This window comes from Acinetobacter sp. GG2 (assembly GCF_000292385.1).
GTDB lineage: Bacteria > Pseudomonadota > Gammaproteobacteria > Pseudomonadales > Moraxellaceae > Acinetobacter > Acinetobacter seifertii.
In genome coordinates this window covers 1-26,608 of record NZ_ALOW01000016.1, presented here as the reverse complement: position 1 = coordinate 26,608, position 26,608 = coordinate 1, and the positions used below count along the sequence as shown (strand labels likewise).

The 26,608-nt window shown below is 37.6% G+C and carries 25 protein-coding genes and 1 pseudogene; 11 read left to right on the top strand and 15 right to left on the bottom strand.

The features are described 5' to 3' along the window. Window positions 1-26: 26 nt before the first annotated feature. Entirely contained in the window at window positions 27-1,382 is a 1,356-nt protein-coding gene (mnmE, locus tag B554_RS0101285) for a tRNA uridine-5-carboxymethylaminomethyl(34) synthesis GTPase MnmE (RefSeq protein WP_019456678.1), read from the top strand. Between the two features lie 46 nt (window positions 1,383-1,428). Here mnmE and B554_RS0101280 read toward each other — a convergent pair whose 3' ends face one another. Beyond that, window positions 1,429-1,692 (bottom strand): metal/formaldehyde-sensitive transcriptional repressor, encoded by a 264-nt coding sequence (locus B554_RS0101280; protein ID WP_004706188.1) that lies wholly within the window; start codon window positions 1,690-1,692, stop codon window positions 1,429-1,431. Between the two features lie 241 nt (window positions 1,693-1,933). Between B554_RS0101280 and B554_RS0101275 the strand changes: the two genes are divergently transcribed. After that, on the top strand, window positions 1,934-2,632 hold the full coding sequence (locus B554_RS0101275) for a DsbC family protein (protein ID WP_019456677.1): 699 nt from the start codon (window positions 1,934-1,936) through the stop codon (window positions 2,630-2,632). Window positions 2,633-2,682: 50 nt separating this feature from the next. Here B554_RS0101275 and B554_RS0101270 read toward each other — a convergent pair whose 3' ends face one another. The 6 genes from B554_RS0101270 to B554_RS0101240 all read right to left on the bottom strand — a co-directional run bounded on the left by B554_RS0101270 (window position 2,683) and on the right by B554_RS0101240 (window position 8,454). Further along, entirely contained in the window at window positions 2,683-2,934 is a 252-nt protein-coding gene (locus B554_RS0101270; RefSeq protein WP_004706183.1) for a GlsB/YeaQ/YmgE family stress response membrane protein, read from the bottom strand. Between the two features lie 172 nt (window positions 2,935-3,106). Beyond that, window positions 3,107-3,634, bottom strand: coding sequence for a hypoxanthine phosphoribosyltransferase (hpt, locus tag B554_RS0101265; RefSeq protein WP_000214980.1), 528 nt, complete (start codon window positions 3,632-3,634; stop codon window positions 3,107-3,109). Window positions 3,635-3,848: 214 nt separating this feature from the next. Beyond that, complete coding sequence (guaD, locus tag B554_RS0101255) at window positions 3,849-5,174, bottom strand: guanine deaminase (protein WP_019456675.1); 1,326 nt, start codon at window positions 5,172-5,174, stop codon at window positions 3,849-3,851. A gap of 56 nt (window positions 5,175-5,230) precedes the next feature. After that, window positions 5,231-6,286: an aromatic ring-hydroxylating oxygenase subunit alpha gene (locus B554_RS0101250; protein ID WP_019456674.1), complete on the bottom strand. Its 1,056-nt coding sequence runs from the start codon at window positions 6,284-6,286 to the stop codon at window positions 5,231-5,233. Between the two features lie 297 nt (window positions 6,287-6,583). Continuing rightward, window positions 6,584-7,540 carry a TerC family protein gene (locus tag B554_RS0101245; protein WP_019456673.1) on the bottom strand — a complete coding sequence of 319 codons (957 nt, stop codon included), beginning with the start codon at window positions 7,538-7,540 and terminating at the stop codon, window positions 6,584-6,586. 317 nt (window positions 7,541-7,857) lie between these two features. Next, window positions 7,858-8,454, bottom strand: a complete 597-nt coding sequence (locus tag B554_RS0101240) for an undecaprenyl-diphosphatase (RefSeq protein WP_004706173.1) — start codon at window positions 8,452-8,454, stop codon at window positions 7,858-7,860. Window positions 8,455-8,591: 137 nt separating this feature from the next. Between B554_RS0101240 and B554_RS0101235 the strand changes: the two genes are divergently transcribed. Further along, a complete protein-coding gene (locus B554_RS0101235) occupies window positions 8,592-9,842 on the top strand; it encodes a low temperature requirement protein A (RefSeq protein ID WP_019456672.1) in 1,251 nt (416 codons plus the stop codon). Window positions 9,843-9,912: 70 nt separating this feature from the next. On the opposite strand, the gene mpl is transcribed toward B554_RS0101235, so the two are convergent. Further along, window positions 9,913-11,286, bottom strand: a complete 1,374-nt coding sequence (gene mpl, locus B554_RS0101230; RefSeq protein ID WP_019456671.1) for a UDP-N-acetylmuramate:L-alanyl-gamma-D-glutamyl-meso-diaminopimelate ligase — start codon at window positions 11,284-11,286, stop codon at window positions 9,913-9,915. Window positions 11,287-11,527: 241 nt separating this feature from the next. Here mpl and B554_RS0101225 point away from each other — a divergent pair, with 241 nt between their 5' ends. The 4 genes from B554_RS0101225 to B554_RS0101205 all read left to right on the top strand — a co-directional run bounded on the left by B554_RS0101225 (window position 11,528) and on the right by B554_RS0101205 (window position 15,704). Then, window positions 11,528-11,890, top strand: a complete 363-nt coding sequence (locus tag B554_RS0101225; protein ID WP_004711246.1) for a DMT family protein — start codon at window positions 11,528-11,530, stop codon at window positions 11,888-11,890. A 183-nt stretch (window positions 11,891-12,073) separates the two neighbouring features. Next, the gene (purE, locus tag B554_RS0101220) at window positions 12,074-12,586 is read left to right on the top strand and encodes a 5-(carboxyamino)imidazole ribonucleotide mutase (protein ID WP_000994663.1); all 513 of its coding nucleotides are present in this window, start codon (window positions 12,074-12,076) and stop codon (window positions 12,584-12,586) included. A gap of 9 nt (window positions 12,587-12,595) precedes the next feature. Continuing rightward, window positions 12,596-13,717, top strand: a complete 1,122-nt coding sequence (locus tag B554_RS0101215) for a 5-(carboxyamino)imidazole ribonucleotide synthase (RefSeq protein WP_019456670.1) — start codon at window positions 12,596-12,598, stop codon at window positions 13,715-13,717. Window positions 13,718-14,405: 688 nt separating this feature from the next. Further along, the gene (locus B554_RS0101205; RefSeq protein WP_019456668.1) at window positions 14,406-15,704 is read left to right on the top strand and encodes a lytic murein transglycosylase; all 1,299 of its coding nucleotides are present in this window, start codon (window positions 14,406-14,408) and stop codon (window positions 15,702-15,704) included. A 63-nt stretch (window positions 15,705-15,767) separates the two neighbouring features. Here B554_RS0101205 and B554_RS0101200 read toward each other — a convergent pair whose 3' ends face one another. The 6 genes and pseudogenes from B554_RS0101200 to B554_RS0101175 all read right to left on the bottom strand — a co-directional run bounded on the left by B554_RS0101200 (window position 15,768) and on the right by B554_RS0101175 (window position 22,295). Beyond that, window positions 15,768-16,142: a hypothetical protein gene (locus tag B554_RS0101200; RefSeq protein WP_077164428.1), complete on the bottom strand. Its 375-nt coding sequence runs from the start codon at window positions 16,140-16,142 to the stop codon at window positions 15,768-15,770. Window positions 16,143-16,243: 101 nt separating this feature from the next. After that, window positions 16,244-17,254 (bottom strand): M57 family metalloprotease, encoded by a 1,011-nt coding sequence (locus B554_RS0101195; protein ID WP_019456667.1) that lies wholly within the window; start codon window positions 17,252-17,254, stop codon window positions 16,244-16,246. An 82-nt stretch (window positions 17,255-17,336) separates the two neighbouring features. Further along, entirely contained in the window at window positions 17,337-18,254 is a 918-nt protein-coding gene (locus tag B554_RS0101190) for a matrixin family metalloprotease (protein ID WP_025465041.1), read from the bottom strand. 336 nt (window positions 18,255-18,590) lie between these two features. After that, window positions 18,591-20,531, bottom strand: coding sequence for a molecular chaperone DnaK (gene dnaK, locus B554_RS0101185; protein WP_019456665.1), 1,941 nt, complete (start codon window positions 20,529-20,531; stop codon window positions 18,591-18,593). A 152-nt stretch (window positions 20,532-20,683) separates the two neighbouring features. Next, window positions 20,684-21,238, bottom strand: coding sequence for a nucleotide exchange factor GrpE (grpE, locus tag B554_RS0101180; protein WP_019456664.1), 555 nt, complete (start codon window positions 21,236-21,238; stop codon window positions 20,684-20,686). A 128-nt stretch (window positions 21,239-21,366) separates the two neighbouring features. After that, window positions 21,367-22,295, bottom strand: a pseudogene (locus tag B554_RS0101175) (LysR family transcriptional regulator). 107 nt (window positions 22,296-22,402) lie between these two features. Here B554_RS0101175 and B554_RS0101170 point away from each other — a divergent pair. Then, on the top strand, window positions 22,403-23,269 hold the full coding sequence (locus B554_RS0101170) for an MBL fold metallo-hydrolase (RefSeq protein ID WP_019456662.1): 867 nt from the start codon (window positions 22,403-22,405) through the stop codon (window positions 23,267-23,269). A gap of 390 nt (window positions 23,270-23,659) precedes the next feature. Then, window positions 23,660-23,890 (top strand): hypothetical protein, encoded by a 231-nt coding sequence (locus B554_RS0101165; RefSeq protein ID WP_004706148.1) that lies wholly within the window; start codon window positions 23,660-23,662, stop codon window positions 23,888-23,890. A 170-nt stretch (window positions 23,891-24,060) separates the two neighbouring features. On the opposite strand, the gene B554_RS0101160 is transcribed toward B554_RS0101165, so the two are convergent. Beyond that, window positions 24,061-24,387: a hypothetical protein gene (locus B554_RS0101160; RefSeq protein ID WP_019456661.1), complete on the bottom strand. Its 327-nt coding sequence runs from the start codon at window positions 24,385-24,387 to the stop codon at window positions 24,061-24,063. 210 nt (window positions 24,388-24,597) lie between these two features. On the opposite strand from B554_RS0101160, the gene B554_RS0101155 reads away from it, so the two are divergent. Further along, the gene (locus B554_RS0101155) at window positions 24,598-25,668 is read left to right on the top strand and encodes an alpha/beta hydrolase (protein ID WP_004706145.1); all 1,071 of its coding nucleotides are present in this window, start codon (window positions 24,598-24,600) and stop codon (window positions 25,666-25,668) included. A gap of 145 nt (window positions 25,669-25,813) precedes the next feature. After that, the gene (locus B554_RS0101150; protein ID WP_019456660.1) at window positions 25,814-26,377 is read left to right on the top strand and encodes a peptidylprolyl isomerase; all 564 of its coding nucleotides are present in this window, start codon (window positions 25,814-25,816) and stop codon (window positions 26,375-26,377) included. The last annotated feature ends 231 nt before the right edge of the window (window positions 26,378-26,608 follow it).

The following is a 26,608-nucleotide window of genomic DNA, read 5'->3' as shown; positions in this document are numbered from 1 at the left end:
TATTTTGGGTTTTTTAGGTGAGTAATATGCAAAGTCAAACCACAATTGCCGCAATTGCAACGCCACCCGGGCGTGGTGGAGTGGGCGTGATTCGCTTATCTGGACCTAAGGCCTATGAAATTGCTCAAAAGCTAACGCAAAAAAACTTGCCTGAAGCACGCATGGCTGGTTTCCGTAAGTTTTATGAGGTAGATGGAAGCATCATGGATGAAGGGATAGTGTTGTGCTTTCCAAATCCGCACTCCTTTACAGGTGAAGATGTTGTCGAGTTACAAGGTCACGGCGGTCCAGTTATTCAAAATGCCTTGCTTGGTCGTTTATTTGAGCTTGGTGCAATTGCTGCAAAAGCTGGTGAATTCTCCATGCGAGCTTTTGAAAATGGCAAAATGGACTTGGTACAAGCTGAAGCGATTGCGGATTTGATTGATGCGACTTCGCAAGCTGCGGCTCGTTCGGCAGTCCGTTCTTTACAAGGCGCCTTTTCAACAAAAATTAATACAGTTTTAGAAAAACTGATCCATTTACGATTGCATGTAGAAGCTGCAATTGATTTTCCTGAAGAGGAAATTGATTTCTTAGCAGATGGTAAGATTTTAGCTTTACTGGAAGATGTTCAGCAGTCAGTACATGCAGTTCAAACATCTGCACGACAAGGACAACTTTTGCGTGAAGGTTTGCAAGTTGTGATTGCGGGTAAACCGAATGCGGGTAAATCAAGCTTGTTAAATGCACTTGCTGGTGTAGAACGAGCGATTGTGACCGATATTGCTGGTACTACTCGCGATGTTTTGCATGAAAAAATTAGCTTAAATGGCTTACCAATCACTTTAACAGACACGGCCGGCCTTCGTGAAACGGGAGATGTGGTCGAAAAAGAAGGGATTCGCAGAGCAATAAAGGAAATTGAACAAGCCGATTTATTGCTGTTGGTTTACGACTTGAATCAGGGGGACGACCCATTACAACTCGCTCAAGAATATTTTGCTGAGCATATTGAACCGCGACGTTTAATGCTAATTGGTAATAAATGCGATTTAACCGGTCAATTAGCCGAAATCACTGATTTTCAGGGGTTCCGCCATATTACAGTTTCTGCAAAACAAGAGATGGGTGTACAAGGCCTCGTAGATGCGATTACAGCGCATGCAGGTTTTCACCCTGAGGAAGATACGTTTATTGCAAGAACACGCCATTTAGACGCAATGAAGCGCACACAACTCTATCTTTCAGAAGCACGTGAGCAACTTGTTGTATTTAACGCTGGTGAGCTTGTTGCCGAGTCATTACGCCTTGCTCAAAATGCTTTAGGTGAAATTACAGGCGACTTTAGCGCTGACGACCTATTAGGCAAAATCTTTGGTTCTTTCTGTATTGGGAAATAATAAAAAAACTGGATGATGTAGAGTACTATGTCATCCAGTAATTTCCTTAGCCGTATCTCTTTAAAACTTTTAAAAATTCCTCTAACTCATTTTGATCAACTTCTGCACCTTGAAGTACATGGTGGTGTAAGTGTTGTTCCATCAATTCACTCATTAAACCGTTTATTGCACCTTTGATCGCTGCAACTTGCTGCAAAATATCGATGCATGAGGATTCTGGTTGTTCTATCGCATTTTCGATGCTGTTGATTTGCCCTTTTAGTCGTTTTACACGATTAAGAATTTTTTTATCCTGACCAATGTGACTCATCTGTTTTCTCTTAATAATTCAATATACTGGTAGGGAGTATATTGGGTTTAAATGTTATGCACGGCTATAGTGTATCACGTCATGATCAAAATCAGATTGAGAAAGCTTTTAAAAGCTGTTTATGTTCCACGTGAAACATTGGGTTAACTAAGTGGGAATTTGGTTATAACTCGTAATCAGCTCTGTTTTTATAAGATGAAGTGATTAAAATAATATTCTTTCCTCTCTATGAGTCGGTTTTATGCTTAAAAAATTAGGAATATTGGCATTATTTAGCTTAACTACAAGTTTGAGTTTCGCTAATGTGGATACTGTTAGGGAAAATATTAAAAAACAATATCCTAATTTGAAAATTAGCAATATTCAGAAAACCGAAATGCCTGGACTATATAGCGCTAATCTGGATCAACAAATCATTTACCTTGGTGAAGATGGTCAGCATATGTTGGTAGGTTCTATGATTCGCTTAAAAGATCAGAAGAATTTGACCAAAGACTTAGTTTTAGGGCAAAACTCAATTGATTGGAAACAATTGCCTTTAAAAGATGCCATAAAAACAATTAAAGGTAATGGCCAGCATGTTTTAGCGGTATTTTCTGACCCAAACTGTCCTTACTGTAAAAAGCTCGAACCTGAGCTAGATAAGCTTAAAGACGTAACAATTTACACGTTTATTTATCCTTTAAAACCTCAGTCTATTGTCGTTTCCAGACAAGTGTGGTGTGCACCAAACCAATCATACTCTTGGAAAAAGCTAATTGAACAAGGTGTTAAACCAACGGTTGCGAGCTGCACAAACCCAATTGACCGAAACTTGGAGCTTGGAAGAAAATTAGGTTTTAATGCTACTCCTACTCTGATTTTTGCAAACGGTTTTAAATTAGTAGGTGCAAGGTCTGCTGAAGAAATTCAGGAAGTCTGGAAAGAGCTAGGTCTATAAAGATATTAAAAAAGCACCATAGGGTGCTTTTTTTATGAATGAACTAAAGATTAGCTTTTTCGTGCAATCAAATTGTAAATAAACAAAATAATGACTGCACCAATTACGGAAGCGATAAAGCCCGCAGCTGAATTTTCTCCGTAAAAGCCAAGTAAGCGACCACCATAAGTGGCTAGAAGTGAACCTGCAATACCAATTAAAGTGGTAACGATAAAGCCTGCCTTGTCATCACCTGGATGCAAAGCACGAGCGATTAAGCCAGCGAAGAAACCAACCACAATAGCAACAATAAGTGACCACATATTTGTTCTCCAGTTGTTTTTTTGATGAAGTTAATGATTTTGCTTCATATTCTATCGTGCGACAGAGCTGTCTATTTTGTCTGTAGCAGATTGCGACTTTTTGTGTCTTTTTTGTTCAAAGATAAAACCTTATATAAAAAAATAGCACCTTATGGTGCTATTTTTATGAAATTTATAGGCCAATTTCACCAATAAAAGGCAAATGGCGATATTTTTGATCGTAATCTAGGCCATAGCCCACAATAAACTTATCTTCAACTTCAAAACCTAAAAATTTAACTTCGAGATCAATTTCACGGCGAGACGGTTTGCTCACTAATGTGCACAATTGAATCGAATTTGGCTCGCGAGTTTGCAACATTTCCACAACTTTGCTTAAGGTGTTACCTGAGTCGATGATGTCTTCAACCACTAGTACATCTTTACCGCGAATTTCACCGTCAAGATCTTTTAAGATTTTAACATCTCGGCTTGAAGTGGTACCACCGCCGTAGCTAGACACTGTCATAAAGTCGAGTTCGTGTGGTTTGGTAATGGTACGGCATAAGTCTGCCATAAAAATAACAGAACCACGAAGTAGACCAATCAGAACCAATTCTTTATCACTATTTGCATAGTGAGAATTGATTTGCTCGCCGAGCTCTTTGACTTTTGCTTGAATTTCTTCGGTTGAAATCATGATGCTCATTGCAACAGTCATGGCAGATTCCTACAAGATATAAAAGAAAAAATAAAAAAGGTGTTGACCTGCAACACCTCGAAAATTTGAGTTAATGGTAAAATTTTAAAGCAAAATCACGTTTCATGCACCCTTTGAAGGAGTTGAAATTTTATGATTTTGCTGAATATGTCGATCACGCTTTAACGCAACAGCACATATTCCAAATAATAACAAAAACTTAACAATGCCTTTTTTACTGGGCTGTTTCTTTTTGATAAGCACGTTTTCCATAAACATAAGTCGCCTCAATATTACGGTCATCACCTAAAGTGAATAATGCAAATAGGGAATCTTCAACAGACTTAGATTTAGACTGGCGAAGTTGCTGTAATGCTGTTGGTTTGAGATTCAGTACCACAAAGTCTGCTTCTTTGCCTAAATTAAAGTTGCCTAACTGATCTTGTAAATCAAGCGCTTTTGCTCCACCTAAAGTTGCATGATAGAGCGCTTCATAAGCTGAAAGTTTATCACCTTGTAACTGCTGAACCTTATAAGCCTCGTTAACGGTTTGCAGTAAACTAAACGATGTACCCGCACCGATATCTGTCCCTAAACCTACTTTCACTTGTTTTTCCCATGCCTTTTTCAATGGGAATAAACCACTGCCTAAGAAGAGGTTTGAGGTTGGACAAAATGCGATAGCTGACTGCGTATCATGCATACATTGCCATTCTTGATCTTCTAAGTGAACGCAATGCGCAAATACAGAACGTTTACCAGTTAGGCCATAATGTTGATAAACATCTAAATAGCCCGCTTGTTCTGGAAATAAAGATTTCACCCAAGCAATTTCATCTTTGTTTTCACTTAAATGAGTATGTACATAAACATCCGGAAACTCTTGTTTTAACTGCCCTGCTCTTTCTAACTGTTCAGGTGTAGATGTTGGTGCAAAACGTGGCGTAATTGCATATAGAGCACGGCCTTTACCATGCCATTTTTCAATGAGTGCTTTAGTGTCGCTGTAAGCCGTTTCTGGTGTGTCACACAGTGCTTCAGGGGCATTACGGTCCATGAGTACCTTACCAGCGATTAAACGCATCTGAACGTGCTCTGCGGCTTCAAATAAGGCATCCACAGACTCAGGATGAACTGTACAGAAAACGAGGGCTGTGGTCGTACCGTGTTTTAATAGCTCTTGAACAAAGAACTGGGCAATTTCACTTGCGTATGCTTTGTCTTGAAACTGGATTTCGGTTGGAAATGTATATGTATTAAGCCAGCTTAAAAGTTGCTCGCCGTAAGCTCCCACCATTTCGGTTTGCGGAAAATGAATATGGGTATCAATGAAGCCGGGTACAATCAATTGTTCTGGATAATGTTGAACCTCAACTCCAGCAGGAAGATGCTGTTGAGCCTCATCCCATGTACCAAACCATTTGATTTTTCCATGCTCACTAATCAATACACCATCTTCTAAATAACGCACTTGATTTGGAATATCAGTAGGTTCAGAGACAGTTTGTTGAATATCTAAAAAACGACCACGCACAACGGTGGTATTTGCGATCAATGACATGGAAAGCCTTTATATTTTCACTTTTTTCGATTGATTGTACCCCACTTAGCCAAGATTTAAACGGTATAACGTTTACTTAGGCCCCATTCTGCCAAAATCCGTCGATAAGTCGTTGATGAACGGTCTGCTTCAAAATGTGCCTCCATCATTAAATCAAGCGGAAGATCTTCTGGTTTTTGTGATTCGACCATATCTTGGTCTTCAGCAAAAATTTGCGCATTAAATGCATATACCTTTTCTAAATCCCCTGTTTGGTCAAAGTTGCGGGTGAGTGGAACAAATAAACGGGTTTTATTGCTTGAGATAGGACAGCAGGCATTTAAGATTTTTAAGACCCCACCTTCTGGAAAATCGACCGTAAGCACGGCTGAAAAAGGTGGATAGACATCAAAGGTACGCTTCCATAAAAAACCTTCTGGTTCGAGATGTTTTAACTCATGCGGATAGTTACTGACATTGCTGATATAGACTGTTTTTAAGCCATATTCTGTACGTTCAGTATGGTATTTAGGGACAACGGGATTATCGCGACTGGCAAAGGCGTTGTGATGCACCCATGCAAAATGAGCGACATCGATAAATCCTTCGAGTTGACGCCCGCTAGAACCGCCAATATCGACAAAAGGCGGTAAAATTGATTGATGCTCTGCATGGTCCCAAGTGTCTAATACAGGAATATTGGCTTTAGCAACATCACGACCATGAATACTGGTCCAAATCAAGCCATAACGTTCAACAACCGGAAATTTGGTCAGAGAAAAACGATCCGAAATTTTAGTTAGTTCGGGTTGGGCCGGTATTTGGGTACATTTCCCTTCAGTGTTATAGCGTAGACCATGATATGGACACACAATTTCTTCACCATCGACCCAACCTTTGGTTAAAGGAACGCCACGATGTGGGCAAATGTCTCGCACCAGATGAATTTCACCACTTTCTGTCTTATATAAAGCCATGTTGACGTCTAGTAATGTAACTCGTTGAGGTGCTGTGGAGACATCTTGAATACGCGCAACTGGATACCAGTGAGTAGATAAAATTTCCCAATCTTTTGCTTCAAAGCTGCTGTTACACGGCATTGCAAGTGGCGTTAAAGTTGGAATCGCATTCATGGCATCTCTCCTTAAAAAAATCAGGGCTCTTTCGAGCCCCTAAAATCTAGGCTTTTTTCTTTTTAGGAGATGCAAAGAGCTTGCCAATATTGATTTTTAATAAAGAAATTAAGAGTAAAATTATTAAAATACATAATTTTATGGAATTTTATTTTTGAATTTTTGTTCTAAATTAGATTTGAAAATGAAAGTTCATTATGCGTTTTATACTTAAAGTGCACTGATTGATTGCAAGAAAGACCCAATAAAAAAGCACTTTAAAAGTGCTTTTTTATGTAGATCCCTTGATAGGATGAATTAAGACTGCAATTGCTTTTTGTTGTGTCGTAAAGAGAGGTAAGCGGTAATTGCCAACACTATTACGATAAAGCTTAACGAAATCCAGATTGGCATATGGAATACATCAAGCAACAACATTTTCGCGCCAATGAACAATAAGATAATGCCTAAACCATATGGTAAGTAATGCAGTTTAGAAGCAGCGCCAGCAAGCAAGAAGAACATTGCGCGTAAACCTAAAATTGCCATTAAGTTTGCTGTTAAAACAATGAATGGATCGCTCGTTACCGCGAAAATAGCAGGAATAGAATCTACCGCGAAAATCACATCTGAAGCTTCAACCAAAATCAAAACTAGAAATAACGGTGTTGCCCACAATAAACCATTTTGGCGTACAAAGAATTTGTCACCATCAAGCTGTGGGGTAATACGCATGTGCTTACGTAGCCATTTTAAAATTTTAATGTCTTCGATATTGGTTTCTTCTTCTTGGCCCTTTAAGAACTTAAAGCCTGTATAAACCAAGAACGCACCGAAAATATAAAGCACCCAAGAAAATTCTTGAACGAACCATGCACCAATAAAGATAAACAGAGTACGCAGTACGATTGCGCCTAATACGCCGTAGAGCAAAATTTTACGTTGTAGCGCAGCTGGAATAGCAAATGCCGCAAAAATCATTAACCAGACGAAAACGTTGTCAATTGCGAGGGACTTTTCAAGTAAGTAACCTGCGAAGTATTCCATGGTTTTTTGGTTTGCTAAGGTCACCCCAACTTTTTGTTGAAGGTAAAGCCATAAACCGCCACCAAATAAGACCGCGACGCTTACCCACGCCACACTCCAGTACGCAGCTTGCTTAATTGAGACATCCTGGCCCTGCTTTTGTTTAAAGCCTAGAAAGTCCACTAAAAGCATGACAATGACTATGCCAAAGAATGCTACGTACAGCCATAAATTGCCGATTGTTTCCATAAATTCTCCATACATCCGGCAATTGGGCATAAAAAAACCTCGACCAGTTGCCAGATGAATTAAACATCTGTATCAACATGATCAAGGTCTTGCCTACATCATGAATTTCACGATGCTCAGATACCGACTTTTTAATAAAAGTGTATTGACGATATCTGACACATAACATTGCTGTTATGTTTGGAGGAGGCTACTCCCCTTGTCAAACTAAATTCTGTATTGGATAAAACCTATCCAATTTCACATAGAATGGCAGATTTTTTTGTATTACGCAACTGAACTTAGTGTCGTAGTGAGAATACCAAAATTTCTACGAATTATTTAATCAAACCGCGGTCTAAAAGCGGTTTGCATATAATTTGGTAAAGATGAATAAAGAATGCTGTCAAACTTGTACCGTAAGCATTCCAGAAGTAATAACCTGCCGTATTGACCAGAAGCGCAACAATAAAAGCCCCCAACATGTCTAAAGGGAAATGCACACCTAAATAAATACGTGACCACGCTACTACAAATGACAAAAATAACAGAATGATTCCAATCATTTTGCGCTGAGCAAACAAATAAGACAGCGCGATGGTGCTGAAAATCAGCATATGATTACTTGGAAAAGATGCTGTTGGTGCATGTTCAATAAACGTGGTGCCCACACCCATCACAAATGGTCTTGGATGGTGATAAAACAGAGAAATAACATAACCCACTAAAAGTGATATGCAGGTTAAAAAGACAGATTTAATGACCCTATTTTTTAAATCTTGATCGCCGTAGAACCATAAAAATGTAAGAATGAATAAAAGAATATAGAGGAGATCATTAGCAAAAAAGATAGCAAGACGAATGATAAATTGACTCGCATCCTGAGCACCATTTATGACATGGAATAAGCTAAGGTTGAGTGTTTCTAAAGACATTCATATTCCAAACAAGAACAAAAAAACGTGGGCTATGATAAAGAATTAAGCCTATTGTCTTGATAAAGAATTGTCACAAAAATGAAATATAGTTTGCTAATGAGTAAAGATTAATCAGCAGACCTAAATAATTTTTAATGCGTGATCTGGTGGTTAATATTAAAGTGTTAACGTGTTGGCACTTTATTCGAGAACGTTATTTTATGACTACTCAAGAAAAACAGAAAAAATTAAGTTTGAGGCCTTTGTCTCCAAGAGATCCGAAACAGCCGCATAGAGCAGCGACTCCCCTCGAATTATTGTTTGATTTAATTTTTGTGGTCGCGATTGCAACAGCAGGTCAGCAGTTACACCACGCGATTATTGAAAATCATCTCTGGCATGCATTACCAAGCTACCTGATGGTATTTTTTGCGCTGTGGTGGGCATGGATGAATTTTTCGTGGTTTGCTTCAGCTTATGATAACGATGATGCATTGTATCGATGCCTTACTTTTGTACAGATTGTAGGTTCATTGGTGATGGCCGCAGGTATTCCTGATGTGTTTCGTAGTCAGGATTTTGACATCATTATTGTGGGCTATGTGATTATGCGCTTGGCTTTAGTCACCCAGTGGCTCAGAGCAGCAAAACATGATCCTGAACGGCGAGTTACGGCTTACCGCTATGCGATCGGTATAGTCTTAGTACAAATTGGCTGGCTTGTAGCTAACTTTGCTCATGTCCTTTCTATACCTCTATTTTTATTTCTAGTTGTGTTCGAGTTATTTGTTCCCATCTATGCAGAAAAACATTCGCCTACGCCGTGGCATCCTCATCATATTGTAGAGCGCTATGCTCTCCTCACTATTATTGTTTTGGGCGAATCAATTGTTGGTAGTTTTAATGCCATACGTGATGCGCTTGCGGCTCAATCTATCAATATTCCAGCCGTTTTCTTAATGATTGGTGGATTGATGCTCATGTTTGCAATGTGGTGGGCTTACTTTGATCGCAGTGAACAACATCATCATTTTAAAGGTGTGCGTCCATTTGTATGGGGTTATGGCCATTATTTTGTTTTTGTGAGTATTGCTGCGGTAGGTGCTGCGCTTGCCGCCGCCGTGGATGTCACGACCCATCATGCACATATCTCTGATTTATATATGGGTGTGATTGTTGCTGTGAGTGTGGTGCTTTATACCACTTGTATATGGATGTTATACGAGTTTGAATGTTTAGCTGGAATTTCTAAATGGTTTTATCCTATTACTGCACTCATTATTTTATGTATTCCATTTATTTGTAATAACGTGGGGTATAGCGTGTTTGCGATGGGTATTGTTTATACGTTACGTTTATTCATCTCGAATAAATTTATACAAGATATAGAGCCAAAGCAGGTTTAAAAACCATTAAACTAAAAAAACGGGTTTCAAACTGAAACCCGTTTTTTTATTAAATCATCTAGAGAGAAAGTTAAGCAGCTTTTGCTTTTAATGCGCTTATAAGTTTTTGATGTAAGCCACCAAAGCCACCGTTAGACATAATCACCACAGCATCGCCCTCACCTGCTTCATTAACAATACGGTTAATAATTTCATCAAGTGAACGGCTGACTTGAGCGCGGTTTGAAGCAGCTTCAATCACTGGTTGTAAATCCCAGTCTAAACCTTCTGGCTGATACCAGATAACGTCATCTGCTAAGCGTGCTGAATGCGCCAAGCCATCTTTATGGCTACCCATGCGCATGGTATTTGAACGCGGTTCAATAATGGCCCACAAACGTCGTTCGCCTAAACGTTTACGTGCGCCATCTAAAGTGGTATCAATTGCTGTTGGATGGTGTGCGAAGTCATCATAAACCTCAATACCATTTACGGTACCGAGTAACTCCATACGGCGTTTTACACCGCCAAAGTTAGATAAAGCTTCACAAGCTGTTGCAAGTGCAACGCCCACATGTTGAGCCGCTGCAATGGTTGCTAAAGCATTCGCTACGCTATGTTGCCCTGTCATGCTCCATTTCACTTCACCAACGGCATTGCCATTTTCGAGGACTTTAAAATGGCTGCCATCAATTGAGATTAATTCGGCAGATAAAGCAGCTTTTTCATTTGCTTCTAAACTTGTACGAATCACTGGCGTCCAGCAACCCATTTCAAGTACTTCATCAATATGCGTTTCAGTAATTGGCGCAATAATACGGCCTTCACTTGGAATAGTACGCACAAGATGATGGAACTGTTTTTGAATTGCTGCTAAGTCATCAAAAATATCGGCATGGTCAAATTCAAGGTTATTTAAAATCGCCGTTTTTGGATGATAATGAACAAACTTAGAACGCTTATCAAAGAAAGCTGAGTCATATTCGTCGGCTTCAACGCAGAAGTATTTGCCACCGCCTAAACGAGCACTTTCACTAAAACCAAGTGGAACACCACCAATTAAAAAGCCTGGGTTTAAACCCGCCTGATCAAGTACCCAAGCCAACATGGTTGTTGTGGTTGTTTTTCCATGAGTACCCGCCACCCCAAGGACATGTTTGCCTTGTAAAACGTGGTCAGCAAGGAACTGTGGACCAGAAATATATGGCAGACCTTCATTGAGCATGTATTCGACGGCATCAATACCACGTTTCATAGCGTTGCCGACAATGACTAAATCTGGATGAGGCTGTAAATGACTACGGTCATAGCCTTGCATGAGTTCAATACCTGCATTTTCTAACTGGGTAGACATTGGCGGGTAAACGTTTGAATCGGAACCTGTTACCTTATGTCCTAAATCACGAGCTAAAAGTGCTAAAGAGCCCATAAAAGTGCCACAAATACCCAAGATATGCAGATGCATTGCTCGCCTTCTCCACTGCTTTTGTACACAGTATTAATGTGAATTACTGTGTTTTCATTATTGATAAATTTGCCAGCAACGATAGCAAGGCTCAACTGGAAAAGATAGTCAAAATTCGTTGTTGTTCTATGTGCTTGAGGCACTCATAAAAGTACAGCTTTATTTTTTAGATTTAAGCTGAATTATAGTTTTATCTTTTATAATGTTTTTGATCCATATTAATACTTATATCATCGTAATGATGAAGGATGTGCCTTTGAGCCCAACGGTTTTAGCTTTTGTGCTATTAATTATTTCGAACTGTTTTATGACACTTGCATGGTATGGGCATCTTAAGTTTTTGCACCATGCTCCATTCTGGCAAGCGATTTTATTCGGTTGGATTATTGCCCTACTGGAATATAGTTTTATGATTCCAGCAACTCGAATCTTGAGTGACCAAAATTGGACCTTGGGTGAAATGAAAATTACCCAAGAAGTGGTTACCCTCATTGTATTTGTACCATTTATGGTGTTGCTGTTTAAGCAGCCATTCAAATTAGACTATGTTTGGGCCATGTTATGCTTGTTTGGTTGTGTCTATTTTGTATTTAGAAGCCAGTAAAATTATTTGAAATTGGGTTTTCAGACAGATCGTTGTTAAATCCATCGGATTCACGCTTTTTCCTCATAAACTTGGGCTTTGGGGTGAGTGAAAAAACAGCTATAATATTGGCCTCATCTTTTTCTCTCATGCTTGGCTTGGTACAAGTCGAGTTTTTACCATTTTTACGCTTTGGAAATGCCAATGAACGCGGTCGCAACAGATACCCAACCTTTAGTCGGAATTATCATGGGTTCCCAGTCCGATTGGGCAACGCTTGAACATACTGCCAATATGCTTAAACAGCTTGGTGTCCCATTTGAAGCGGAAGTGGTATCTGCTCACCGTACGCCAGACCGTTTATTTGAATACGCAGAAACTGCGCGTGATCGCGGTATTCAAGTGATTATTGCAGGCGCTGGTGGCGCTGCGCATTTACCGGGTATGTGTGCGGCAAAAACTGATTTACCTGTGTTGGGTGTACCAGTTAAATCATCAATTTTAAATGGTGTAGATTCATTACTTTCAATCGTACAAATGCCAGCAGGTATTGCAGTCGGTACTTTGGCAATTGGCCCAGCTGGTGCGACTAATGCTGCGATTATGGCTGCTCAAATCTTAGGTTTAACTCGTCCTGAAATCGCAAAAAATGTTGCAGATTTCCGTGCTGCGCAAACTGATAAAGTTGCAAGCAACAATATTCCGGGACAGGTTTAAGAGGCTGAAATGGATAAAACTATCGGTATTTTTGGTGGTGGGCAATTGGGCCGTATGATGGCGCAAGCAGCGTTACCATTAAATATTCAATGTACTTTTTTTGAAGCAAATACAGATTGTCCAGCAGGTGTTTTAGGCCAAGTTTTTTCTAGCCAAGATGAACAAGGTTTAAAGCAGTTTATTGAAAGTGCTGATGTTTTCAGTCTTGAGTTTGAAAATACGCCGGTTGCGGACGTAGATGTTTTAACACAAACCAAAACATTGCACCCTCCCCGTATTGCTTTAGCAACTGCACAAAATCGTTTGTCAGAAAAAGCATTGTTTGATGAACTTGCGATTCCTGTTGCGCCGTATCGTGCTGTAGACAGCCTAGAAAGCTTAAAAAAAGCTGTTGCTGAGCTTGGTTTACCAATTGTGCTTAAGACAGCAACTGGTGGATATGACGGCAAAGGTCAGTTTGTACTTCGTTCAGAAGACCAAATTGATACTGCTTGGGCTGAACTTGGTCCTGCAAAAAGTCTAGTTGCCGAAAGCTTTGTTAAATTCTCTCGTGAAGTTTCAATTATTGCGGTGCGCGGCCAAAATGGTGAAGTAAAAACTTGGCCACTGGCTGAAAACCATCATCATAATGGTATTTTATCGCATTCAATTGTTCCTGCACCGAATAGTGAAGCTCTACAACCTGTTGCTCAAGACTACATTACGCGTTTGTTAAATCATCTCAACTATGTAGGTGTGTTAACTTTAGAGCTATTTGTGACAGAACAAGGCTTATGCGCAAATGAGATGGCACCACGTGTGCATAACTCAGGCCACTGGTCAATTGAAGGCGCCGTATGTTCACAGTTTGAAAACCATATTAGAGCTGTTGCAGGGTTACCATTAGGTTCAACAGACGTTGTTCGACCAACGGTTATGATCAATATTATTGGTCAGCATCCTAAAACTGAAGATGTTTTAGCACTAAATGGCGTTCATCTGCACCTTTATAACAAATCAGAACGTGCTGGCCGTAAGTTGGGTCACATTACGTTAATGCCTGTGGATAGTAATGAATTGACGAATTTATGCCGTCAATTAGCGAAAATTTTGCCAGAACCACTCGCATTAACAGCTGATATGACTATTTAATTAAGTTAAAATTTCTAAAAAGCGATCTTCGGATCGCTTTTTTTGTCTTTTAAATTTAAAAAATTTAAGAAGCCTAATCTTGTTCTGTTGTGGATAACTTTTATTAAGCTTTTTGAATTTAAATGAGGACTTTTATTTTGAATTTAAAAAATGAAATAAGGTGTTTTAGTGGTTTTGAATTTAAAATAAGTTATCCCCAGCACCTAAAGTTTGAATTTAAATCTAGTAGATCGGCTTATGTTCGTTTTGAATTTAAAAAAGATGCGTGTTATCTCGGTGGTGTTTTGAATTCAAAACAGCGCCTGATTTTTAAATTTAAAACATGTATTCATGAGTAGCTAAGGCCTTATAGTTCGTAAGGATGATGAAAAGTATAAAGAATATAGTGTGTAAGGTGGTTTAGGTGTGGGTTTTATAAGTTATCCACAGATGGATTGGGCTTATAGTTTTAAATTTAAAGAGGCATTTTGAATTTAAACTACAGTAGAGATTTCTGAATTTAAAAACCAATTAATCTTGTGTAAGAAGTTTTAAATTCAAAACTAGATGTAAAATTTGAATTTAAAACTTTGGAAATGAATTTAAAGAATTAATTATGAATTCAAATTTACGATTTCTCTCTGAAAATTTTGAGTCCATAATGGTATGGTAAAGACAAATTTAAATTTAAAAATTGAACTAGGATAATATGCGACGTTTTTCTTGTATTGTTGGGTCTATATTTTTGACAATGACTCAGGCTCAAGCAGAGCTGATAATTAATGGTTCTACTTCTACAATATCTAGTAATGCGACTGTTCCTGTAACGAATAGCAATACTTACACGCCTAATAATAATTTTCAGAGTTGTTTGGCAAATTTACGTTCGCAAGCGATTGCTGCAGGTGTTTCAGGTAGCTCTTATGACCGCTATACACAAAATTTAACGCCGGACTACTCAGTAATTGATAAGTTAAATTATCAGCCAGAATTTTCGACACCGATTTGGGACTATTTATCTGGTCTTGTAGATGAAGAGCGTGTTGAGCTTGGTAAACAAAAATTAGCGCAATATCGAGATGTTTTAAATCGTGCATCTCAAACTTATGGCGTACCGCCAGAAACAATTGTGGCAGTGTGGGGCGTTGAAAGTAATTTTGGTGATATTTCTGGAAAATATCCTTTATTGCAAGCACTTGGAACTTTAAGTTGTGAAGGGCGCCGACAAAGTTATTTCCGTACAGAATTTTTTGCCACTATGCGTATTTTACAACGTGGTGATTTAACCGAAGATCAGCTTAAAGGCTCATGGGCAGGCGCATTCGGTCATACACAGTTTATGCCATCAACTTATGAACGCTTAGCTGTTGATTTTGATGGTGATGGTCGTCGTGATTTAGTCTCTAGTACAGCAGATGCATTGGCATCAACAGCTAATTTCTTGAATAAAGCTGGTTGGCAAACGGGTATGCCATGGGGCTTTGAAGTCAAAATCCCAGCAGGTATGTCAATTGATGGAGAAGGGCGTCGCTCTAAAAAATCATTGAGTAGCTGGAATGCGCGTGGAGTAACCCGAATTGATGGTACACCTTTAATTCAAGGTGCGTTGTCTGATAATACGCCTGCTGGTTTAATGGCTCCAGCAGGAGCAAATGGCCCAATCTTTTTAGTGTTTAAAAATTTTGATGCTATTTATAGTTATAACGCAGCAGAAAGTTATGGACTTGCGATTGCACATTTATCTGATCGTTTAAAAGGTGGTAAACCATTCGTTGCTTCTTGGCCAACAGATGACCCTGGTACTTCACGAGCAGAACGTCGAGAAATTCAGCAGTTTTTGATTAATCGTGGTTATGATATTGGTGCTGTGGATGGTTTAATTGGTGATAAAACTCGCGTTGCTATCCGTCAGGAACAAACTCGTTTAGGTTTAAATCCAAATGGACGGGCAGGGCAACAGATTTTACGTGCATTTCGCCAAGAGCAAGCTCGAAAAATGATGCAGTAATAACGATACTAAATAAAAAGGTCTGCATATGCAGACCTTTTTATTTAGCAGTTAAACTATGAATTAATCTAGCTTTACAGCTTCCAAAATGTCCAAAATAACTGAAGTGACATCTTGGCTTAAATCACGATCATTAAAGATTTCATAAGCAGTAATAGTGACATCAGTGTCACTTGGCAACTGCTTTTGTTCTTCTTCGATTAAATGCTCGATAGGGAGTAAGGTTTGCTTAACTTCAAGATGTAAAATATCTTTATATTCAATATTTTCATCTTCAAGCTCAATTTCTTGCTCGTTAAAGTAAGGCAACAAAATAGAATGAAGGTACGGTTTAAGTTCAATAATATCAAATAGTTCGATATCTCGAGTTTGTTCAATCGTACTAATGTGGTCATTTACTTCAATCAGGATATGATAATAACTCATCTTGATCTCCATTCTATTTTAGTCAGCTCTTACAACCACAATAACATGACTTTGACATGAATTTCGATGTATCTACTTATAAAATAGATACATCATTGATGTTTCATATCTAATTATTGAGGTAAAGCGTTTAGTAGATCACGATCAGCGTCAGTTAAAACATTAGTTTTTTTATCATTGTCTTTGCGAACTGAGTACATTAAGGCACCAGGTTGATCGCTATGTTTCAAACCAAGCGCATGGCCTAACTCATGAGCAATCGTTAAACGTAAATCATCGATAGAGCTATATTCATAGATTGTGATTTGTTTACTGTTATAAATGCCTTTCTTAAATACATCAGCTTGTGCATTTTGCTTAAACTGATTTAAAGATTGATTGAACTTATCATTAATTTGGTTAAAGTGATTAACCTTTTTATTTAAGTCAGCAGCTTGTTGATTATAAGCAGCAATATCTTTCTTTAAAGCAACAGTCTGTTTCTGTAAATCTTTCTGAGTTTTACCAAGCGATTTTGCTGTGTATTCAGGTGCTAATTTACCTTGATTAAACTGCATCATTTGTTGATCAAAATTTTTCAACTTCTCATTTAAGATCTGTTTTTTGTTTTCAAGATCAGATTGAGTTTGACTTAAATTTTGCTTCAACTGTTTAATTTGCTGCTGCTCATCAATGATACGTTGTTGATCTTGTTTAAACTGAGCAGAGATTTTTTGACGCTCTGCTGAACGATTTTGGCTGTCGTCATATACAAGACGAATTTCTAACTTTGCATTTGGGTCATAAGTAAAGTAATTTTTACCTGTTCCTTCTTTCCAAATATCAGCAGCTTGCTGAGTAATCTCAAGCAATTGATCTTGACTTAAACCAAAACGAGGATCAACTTCAGCAATTCTATATGTCAAATGTTGAGCATTTTTCTGCTGAACTTGAGTATTTGCAGAAGTAGCCAAGTGAGCATTGGCCTGAAAATTAGAAAAAGCAAAGGCTACGCCTAGTAACAAAGATGTTAAACGCATAATTGATGGGGGGAGATTTAAAAAAAAACGTATTATAAGAATATAAAGTGAAAAATCAATCAAAAAATGTACAATTTGAATAAATAAATGAGACTTTAGTCTCATTATTTTTTACCCTTTGAAAAAATCATTTATTAGTAAAATTTGATTAATTTATATTTTATTTAGTTTATTTAACTGGTTAGCTTTAATAATTTTCACTATTTGATTTATAAAATGAGCCTAATAAATTTAGATCGGAATCTGTTAATTTGAAGTTGTGAATATCTTGCTCTTTTAAACGAGGATACATTAGAGACTTTGGGTTGGTTGTATGTTTTAGACCTAATGCATGTCCAAACTCATGAGCAAGGGTTAGGCGTAAATCATCGAATGAACTAAAACCATAAATCTGAATTTGATTATGACTGAATAAGCCCTTATGAAAAGTTTCTGGACCAACAGTCGTGGCTAAATTAATTTGTTTAATAGTTTCATTAAGTAGGCTTTGCTGTTGATTTATTTGCTTAATTTGAGAATTAAGACTTTCTATCTTATTGCTATGTTGAATAAATTTAGCTTTTAATTCTAATGATTGTTTATTTAACTGAGTTTGACGTTTGATTAAATCAACTTGATTGAATTTTCCCAAATTTCCTTGATTATAAAGAGTTACATCTTTCTGATACTGTTCAAATTTATTATTAAGCTGAAGTTTTTCTTCATTCAGAAGTACAGTTTCCTGATCTATTTGTTGTTTTAACAAATGAAGAGCTTTATTTTTCTTATGCCATTCTTTCTGTTGTTCTAATAAATTGTTTATATTACTTTTCTTTTCGTTCTGAACAGCTTGATAATCATCAAATACTAAGTTAATTGTAAGCTCTGCTTGTGAGTCATAAATAAAATAAGTTTTTCCTGTTTCTTTCTGCCAGATTTCAGCAGCTTCTTGACCAATTTGCATAAATTGTTCTTTAGTAAGATGAAAGCGTGGATCTATGAAATCAATCTTATATTTTAAAGGCTGATTAAAAGTAACACTGGATAAGTTGCTTTGAGCAAAAGCAAATGTGTGTAAGCTCATACTTAAGTAAAAGCTCATTCCCCACCATAGAAATTTTTTCATGGCAAAATAAAAATATAAATATTAATAAATTCTTATTGTTAGTGAGTAATTTAGATTCGTCAAAGTGATAAAGGAGACCAAAGAAGGCAATCATTTTGTGATCTTGCTAAAGAAATGGAATAAATAAAACTATTTATTTGGCATTAATTTTAAAATTAATAGATTTAATAACAGTGGTTTTATTTTTTAAAAAATACAATAAATAATAAATAGTTAGTTTTTATAAGTGACTATTTTGACAATAAATTATTTCTAAAAATATATAAATTGCAATTGTTATTTTTTGTAAACAATAAAAAACCGCGCTTTCGCGCGGTCTTTTTTTAAAGAGACAAATTATTTTTTGTCGTCTTTTACTTCTGTAAATTCAGCATCTACAACACCATCATCAGCTTTTTGTTGACCAGCTTCACCGCCTTGGAATGCATTAGGATCAAAACCTTCAGCACCACCAGCTTGTTGCGCTTGTTCATAAGCACGTTGAGTGATCGGCATCAAAATGTTTTGTAAAGCTTCAGTTTTTGCTTTGATCGCTTCAACATCATTTTCTTTAGTTGCTGCTTCAAGTTCAGAAACCGCTGTGCTTACCGCTGTTTTTTCATCTTCAGTCACTTTGTCACCAAGATCTTTAACAGCTTTGTTCGAGCTTGAAATTAATGCATCAGCTTCGTTACGAGCTTTTGCAAGTTCTTCAAACTTACGGTCTTCCTCAGCATTCGCTTCAGCATCTCTAATCATCGCTTCGATTTCAGCATCAGATAAACCTGAGTTTGCTTTAATCTGAATCGATTGCTCTTTACCAGTGCTCTTATCTTTCGCAGATACTTTCAAGATACCGTCAGCGTTGATGTCAAACGATACTTCAATTTGCGGCACACCACGTGGAGCAGGTGGGATATCGCCTAATTGGAAGTTACCCAACAATTTGTTTTGTTGAGCCATTTTACGTTCACCTTGGTAAACCGAAATATCTACAGCTGGTTGGTTATCAGCAGCAGTAGAGAACACTTGTGATTTCTTCGCAGGAATCGTAGTGTTTTTCTCAATGATTGGTGTTAATACACCGCCCATTGTTTCAATACCTAAAGTTAATGGTGTTACGTCAAGAAGTAATACGTCATTCTTGTCACCAGACAATACAGCACCTTGAATTGCAGCACCGATTGCAACTGCTTCGTCAGGGTTCACGTCTTTACGTGGCTCTTTACCAAAGAATTCTTGTACTTTTTGTTGTACAAGTGGCATACGAGACTGACCACCAACCAAAATTACGTCAGAGATGTCAGAAGTCGAAAGACCAGCATCTTTAAGAGCAATACGGCAAGGTTCAATTGTACGAGCAACTAGGTCAGCAACTAAACCTTCAAGTTTTGCACGAGTTACGTTGATCACTAAGTGTTTAGGACCAGTCGCATCAGCCGTGATGTATGGAAGGTTGATTTCAGTTGCATTTGATGAAGAAAGCTCGATTTTTGCTTTTTCAGCAGCTTCTTTCAAACGTTGTAACGCAAGTGGATCATTTTTCAAGTTCACACTTTGTTCTTTCTTGAATTCTTCAACTAAGTATTCAATTAACGCGTTATCAAAGTCTTCACCACCAAGGAAAGTATCACCGTTAGTTGATAACACTTCGATTTGTTGGTCGCCATCAAGGTCTGCGATTTCAATGATAGATACGTCAAAAGTACCACCACCTAAGTCGTAAACAGCAACTTTACGGTCGCCTTCTTTTTTGTCCATACCGAACGCAAGAGCCGCAGCAGTTGGTTCGTTAATGATACGTTTAACATCTAAACCAGCAATTTTACCTGCATCTTTAGTTGCTTGACGTTGAGCATCGTTAAAGTAAGCAGGAACAGTAATAACTGCTTCTGTAACTGTTTCACCTAAATAATCTTCTGCAGTTTTCTTCATCTTTTTCAAGATTTCAGCAGAGATTTGTTGAGGTGCTAATTTTTTATCGTTTACTTCAACCCAAGCATCACCATTATCTGCTTTGATGATTTTATACGGTACAAGACCAATGTCTTTTTGTACTGCTTGATCTTCATAACGACGACCAATTAAACGCTTGATCGCGAACAATGTATTTTTAGGGTTTGTTACTGCCTGACGCTTAGCGCTTTGACCAACTAAGATCTCGCCATCTTTATAAGCAATGATCGATGGAGTTGTACGTGCGCCTTCAGCGTTTTCGATTACTTTTACTTTATCGCCTTCAAGTACAGCAACACATGAGTTGGTAGTACCTAAGTCAATACCAATAATTTTTGCCATTTGGTGTGTTCCTCTAAAATTCTGTTGCAATGTTTTGCTTGTTATTCGATATGAGAGTCAATCGGTTTTTTTCAAGCATTTTTATGAAAAAAAATCAAAAAACTCTCAAATTCTTGTGCTTTTAGCAAAGCGATGCTTCGCTTTTGTTCGTTTTATTGACCAACCATAACCATAGCAGGGCGCAACAAACGACCATTTAAGGTATAGCCTTTTTGTAAAACGGTGCCGATTTCATTGGCTTGGGCATTTGGATCAATACCAACAGCTTGATGTAAATCTGCGTTGAATCCATTTTGAGTATCAGCTTCTACAACGCCAAATTTCTCAAGAGTTGTTAATAGTGACTTCAAGGTTAGCTTAATACCTTCAAGTACTGGTGTTTCTTCACCACCAGCAGCCTGAATTGCACGTTCTAAATTGTCGACAGAGTCCAACAATTCTTTTGCAAATTTTTCAAGCACAGTTTCTTTATGCTTCTCAGACTCACGTTGAATACGCTCTACACTTTTTTGTGCTTCATAAACTGCGTTTGCTGTACGAGCTTTTTCCAGCTTAAGATTTTCTTCTAGTTTAGTGATTTGCGCTTGTAAAGATTCAACGGTAACGTCGTTTGCTTGCTCTACACCTTCAGCTTGAGTTTGCTCGTTAGATTGCTCAGCTTGCTCATTTTGAATGTCTTGAGCTTGCTCATTTTGCTCATTAGCCATTGATGATCTCCGTTTAAATGGGTTTTTAAACATGTACAGTCCTTTTTGGCATCAGTATTTACTGTGTAAAACCTGAACTGCCATGCATATGCTGTAATTCATTAATAGGGATGAAGTATGGGCATTGCCTAAAAATTCAAGCGTACACGGCAATTTAAAGCTTTTAATTTTGCGGTTTTAAGTAAAAATCTAAATTTTCGATCATAAAAGCAATAAATTCTTGAGTAATTCGAGGTAAATGTTGTCTAGAGGCATACACGATCGACAAGCTTAGCTCAGGAGCCATAAAATTTTTAAATAAAGCGGTTAGGCGTTTTTCTTTTAAATCTTTTTCAACTAATAATGACGGTAACATTGCGACTCCCTGGGCATGTAAACACATATCGTAAAGCGCATTTACATCATTACTTTTGAAAGTCACATTCAAAGGATAGTTCTGAGGTTGTTGTTCATTATCAAACAGTGTCCAGTATTGGTGCTGACTATGATGAGCAATACATTCATGCTGAATCAGCTGACGAGGATGGAGCAGGGGACTGTGTTGTTTTAAATAATCTGGATGAGCACAGAAAACGGACTCGATCTGACAAACTGGTCGTGCAATTAAACCATCGGCTACCTTTTGGGTAATACGTAACGCTAAGTCCACTTGTGCATCTATAAGATCCATAGTGTTTTCGGTCAAATAAACATCAAAATTAATATGCGGATGCTGACGTTTAAATTGGCGAATACATTCTGCTACCCCAAGTTCAAACAAAAATAAACCACAGGTAAAACGAATCGTACCGTTATGTTGCTCAGGCGCTGCGAGCTCTTGTAAAAGTTGTTGTTGTTGTAAAATATTTTCACAGTAGAGCAGAGCTTTCTCACCTGCGGGAGTGAGGGATATTTTTCGGGTATTTCTCTGAAAAAGTCGAGTTGAGAATGTATGTTCAAGGTGCTCAAGATAACGTGAAACCATGGCGCGAGAATAATTAAGATGTTCTGCGGCTTTGGTCAAATTGCCATGCTGTGCAATAGAAACAAAGACCTGAATCGCTTTTAAAGTATCCATATGTCTAGCTATTATTACAATATATGCAACAGTTTATCTTAAATTAGTGCATTTATCTTGCATAAATTGCAATTTAAAGTGTTCTTCATGAAACAGGAGAATACCTAATGAAATTATTTAAATTAACAGCTTTTGCGCTTACTACTGCAACGGCATTAACTATGGCTCAGTCAGCTTTTGCTCAAGATCTCAAAATCCAGAGTTTTCTGGCTAAACCCGAACATTTTGGCGTGACGTCTACTTTAATTGAAGGCGATAAAGAAGTTCTATTGGTTAATGCGCAATTCTCAAAATCTGAAGCATTGCGCATTGCCGCAAATATTCTAGATAGCGGTAAAACGTTAAAAACAATTTTTGTAAGCTATGGCGACCCAGACTATTACTTTGGTTTAGATGTATTTAAACAGTATTTCCCGAATGTACAGATTATTGCCACTCCAGAAACAGTAAAGCATATTCAAGATACTCAAGCGCTTAAAGTTAAATATTGGGGACCACAAATGGGTGCAAATGCACCTAGCCAAATTATTGTGCCTCAAGCTTATACAGCTAAAACTTTAAAACTTGAAAATGAATCAATCGAAATTAAAGGTAAAAAAGAACTTACCTATTTATGGGTACCGTCTGCAAAAGCAGTAGTAGGGGGAATCCCTGTGTCTTCAGGCATTCATTTATGGATGGCCGATACTCCTAAAACTAAAGATCGTGCGGAAGTTATTCAATCCTTAGAAAGTATCAAAGCCCTTCAGCCTAAAATTGTTGTGCCTGCACATATGGTTGAGGGAGCTCCCCAAGGTCTCGATGCGGTTAATTTCTCGATTAACTATTTAAATAGTTATGAAAAGGCAGCTAAAGCAACTAAAAACTCTGCTGAGTTGAGCAAAGCTATGCAAAAGCAATATCCAACTCTTCAAAGTGTTGATAGCTTAGAGTTAGGGGCTAAAGTTGTAAAAGGTGAAATGCAGTGGCCATAATTTAACGTTTAAGCCATATTCACTTTCAAAAAGTCGCGATCATTCGCGGCTTTTTTATGAATAAATCACTTTTAAGGGTAAAAAAGCTCTGTAACAGTCTACGTACCTTATATAGCGTTTCTATAAATGGAAAAATTTTAAATATAAGGACTCGGCAGAATAAAAAGAAAAAATTGATAAAATTAAACAAGCGTTTATCTATGGTTTAATTTATAAAATAGATTGATTAGATTAAAAAATTGAATTTAATAAAAAATTGCAGAATTTGTACTTCTATTACTAGAAAAGACAACCAATGATACGCACGCCAGAAAAAAAAATTGTGAATTATAGGCAGCGCGAAGATGAACTTTGCATTTAAACGTTTGTCGTAATGAAAGGAAAGTGATTATGAAAAAATTAGGTCTTATCTCTGTAGTGCTTGCTGGTGTTGCTTTTACAGCTGTTGGTTGTGCATCTGAAGCCGGTTTAAACGCATCAGGTTCTGCTCAAACAAGTGCTAGCCCATCTGGGGTACAAGCAGGTGCTGGTATTGATGCAGGTGTTTCTGGTCAAGCACAACCAGGTCAAGTAGATGCTGGTGCTTCTGGTTCAGTTTCAGGTTCTGCAACTGCTCAGTAATTTGCTGCTAAAAATAAGAGACATGAGTTTATAGAACATATATGTTCAAGATGCCAATACATATATGAAATGAGCTGCTACTCATTTTTCTATAGATTAGAGAGAATTTATATTCCTCAAAAAAGCCCCAAAAGACTTATTTCTTTGGGGCTTTTTATATAGTAGTAAGTTTAGTCATCATGACGATAATCTCGGCGATCATGATCTCGATCTTCTACCCGTTTTTTATCCCAGTCACGGTGTCTTTTATCCCATTCACGACGATCTTTTTCTTGTTCACGAATATCTTTACGTTGTTGTTCATATACTCGTTGACGCTCTTCCCAACGCTTCCTTTCCCAATCATTATATCGACGTTGATCATCACGATCATAGCGGCGATCATGGTCATGGTAAACGTATCCGCCACCACGATAATAAGGATCATCTGGGTAAGCAACACAGCCTACAGTTAAAAGACTGGTTGCTAACATAGTAACAACTAGTTTTGCTGACATAGCGGTACCTCTTTTTGTCTGTTAACAATAATTGGCAAAAAAGTCCTGTTTTAATCGACAGATTTGTTAATGACATTTGCTATAAATCAGATTAGCGTAGATTGGTTTTTACCTTTGTATCTTGATTGCATGAGTTGTATGCGAATATAGTCAAACAACAAAGAATTCTGTAGAAAATATGAAGGATAAGAGGGATTCAAGGAGACAGGCATGACAGCATTTAATCAAAAAATTCAAACATTGCTAGATAAAGGGCAAGGCCCTGCCGCTCGAGCACTCGATAGGTTGCCTCGACTAGCCCAAGAGTCTCTTGCGAAAATTTTAGGATATTCTTATCAGTATCCAGATCTTGATTCATTTACTAAATGCATGATGGCTGTGCAAATTAAACAGGGGAAAGAGGGCTTTATTGGCTCTGACCCCATTCAATCAAGAAGAATGTTTGATGCACAAATGCAGGCTATACGCCAAAAACCAACTTATATTGATTCAGTAGAGGATATTCGCCTACCACTACAAAGCGGGACAATCTTTGCCAGACATTATCATCCTGCTCCTAACAAGAAATTGCCATTAATCGTGTTTTATCACGGAGGTGGTTTTGTCGTAGGTGGTTTAGATACCCATGATGAGGTTTGTCGTTTATTAGCTAAATATGCAAAAGTACAGGTACTCAGTATCGACTATCCTCTTGCTCCGGAAGTTTCACCACAACATTTAATTCAGTCATGTGAAGATGCATTAGCATGGGTTTATCAAAACCGCAGACAATTAAAAATTTTAAAAAATAGAATAGCGGTCGCAGGGGACAGTGCAGGTGGAAATATTAGTACTGTTGTTGCGCAAAGATCAGTAAATAAAGCTTATGCTCCGCAAGCACAATTACTTATTTATCCAACAGTGGATTTCAAAAGCAGACATCCTTCTTTTTATGCTTATAACGAAGGGTTGGTTTTAACAAATACCGATATTGATTACGTCACACAATATTATGCAACTCAGCATAATGTAGAACTTGATGATCCAATTATTTCACCTACCTATGGCAACCTAAAGAAAAATCCACCAGCTTTTGTGATTACAGCCGGACATGATGTCTTACATGACGAAGCAAAAATATATAGTCATAAGTTAAGACAAAATGGCGTAAAAATGTATTACGAAGAATTTCCGGAACAGACACATGGTTTTATTAATCTGACACCAATTTCTAGAAAAGCGAAACGCCATACTATCGAAATTAGTAAAAACTTTAGAAAATTCTGGGATAAAAATAGTTAAACAAACACAGTAATCCATGTTTCACGTGGAACATGGATTACTTAGAAAATAGAATTAAAATTCTTAATAAATACTCACTAGAATTCTTTGCTGTAGACGATTAGATTTAATGATTATCTTTTTATAAATTTTATTGTAGGAAAATATGAAAAAGCTATTGATGTTGTTTTGTCTAGGTCTAAGTAGTCACTCAGTATGGGCTAATAGCTTAGTTGAGATGCAAACAAATTTAGGCAACATCGAAATAGAGTTATATGACGACAAAGCACCGATTAGTGTGAATAACTTTAAAAGCTATATAAAGTCTGGTTTTTATAAAGAGACAATCTTTCATCGTGTGATTCCAGGTTTCATGGCACAAGGTGGTGGCATGACTGCAAATATGCAGGAAAAGACAACACGAGCGCCTATTAAGAATGAAGCAGGAAATGGTATTGCAAATACGCGTGGTACTTTAGCCATGGCTCGTACATCAGATCCAGATTCAGCTACTAGTCAGTTTTTTATAAATGTTGCAGATAATAAATTTCTTAACCGTTCACCAGGAAATCCAGGATACGCCGTTTTTGGTAAAGTGGTAAAAGGAATGGATGTGGTTGACCGTATTGTTCAGGTTCCTACATCAAACTATGGCATGCATCAAAACGTGCCAAAACAGCCTATAAAGATTGTAGATATAAAGATCAAAACATCGAAAAAAATAAATTAATGATATAAATCAAATGTTTAATAATTTTATAAGCTTTATTTGAGTGAAAAAGAACCGGTCGAACACAGATATTTATAAAAGTGCTTGCGTACCGGTTTTTTTTCCCTATAATGCACTCATCCCGACGCGATACACGAGAATATCTTAGCTTACAGGGTTAAGATAAAAGCTTAGTATTGTGTCGAATCTGTCTCTGACGAAGAGCAGAAAAATCATTAAGAGAATTGAAGA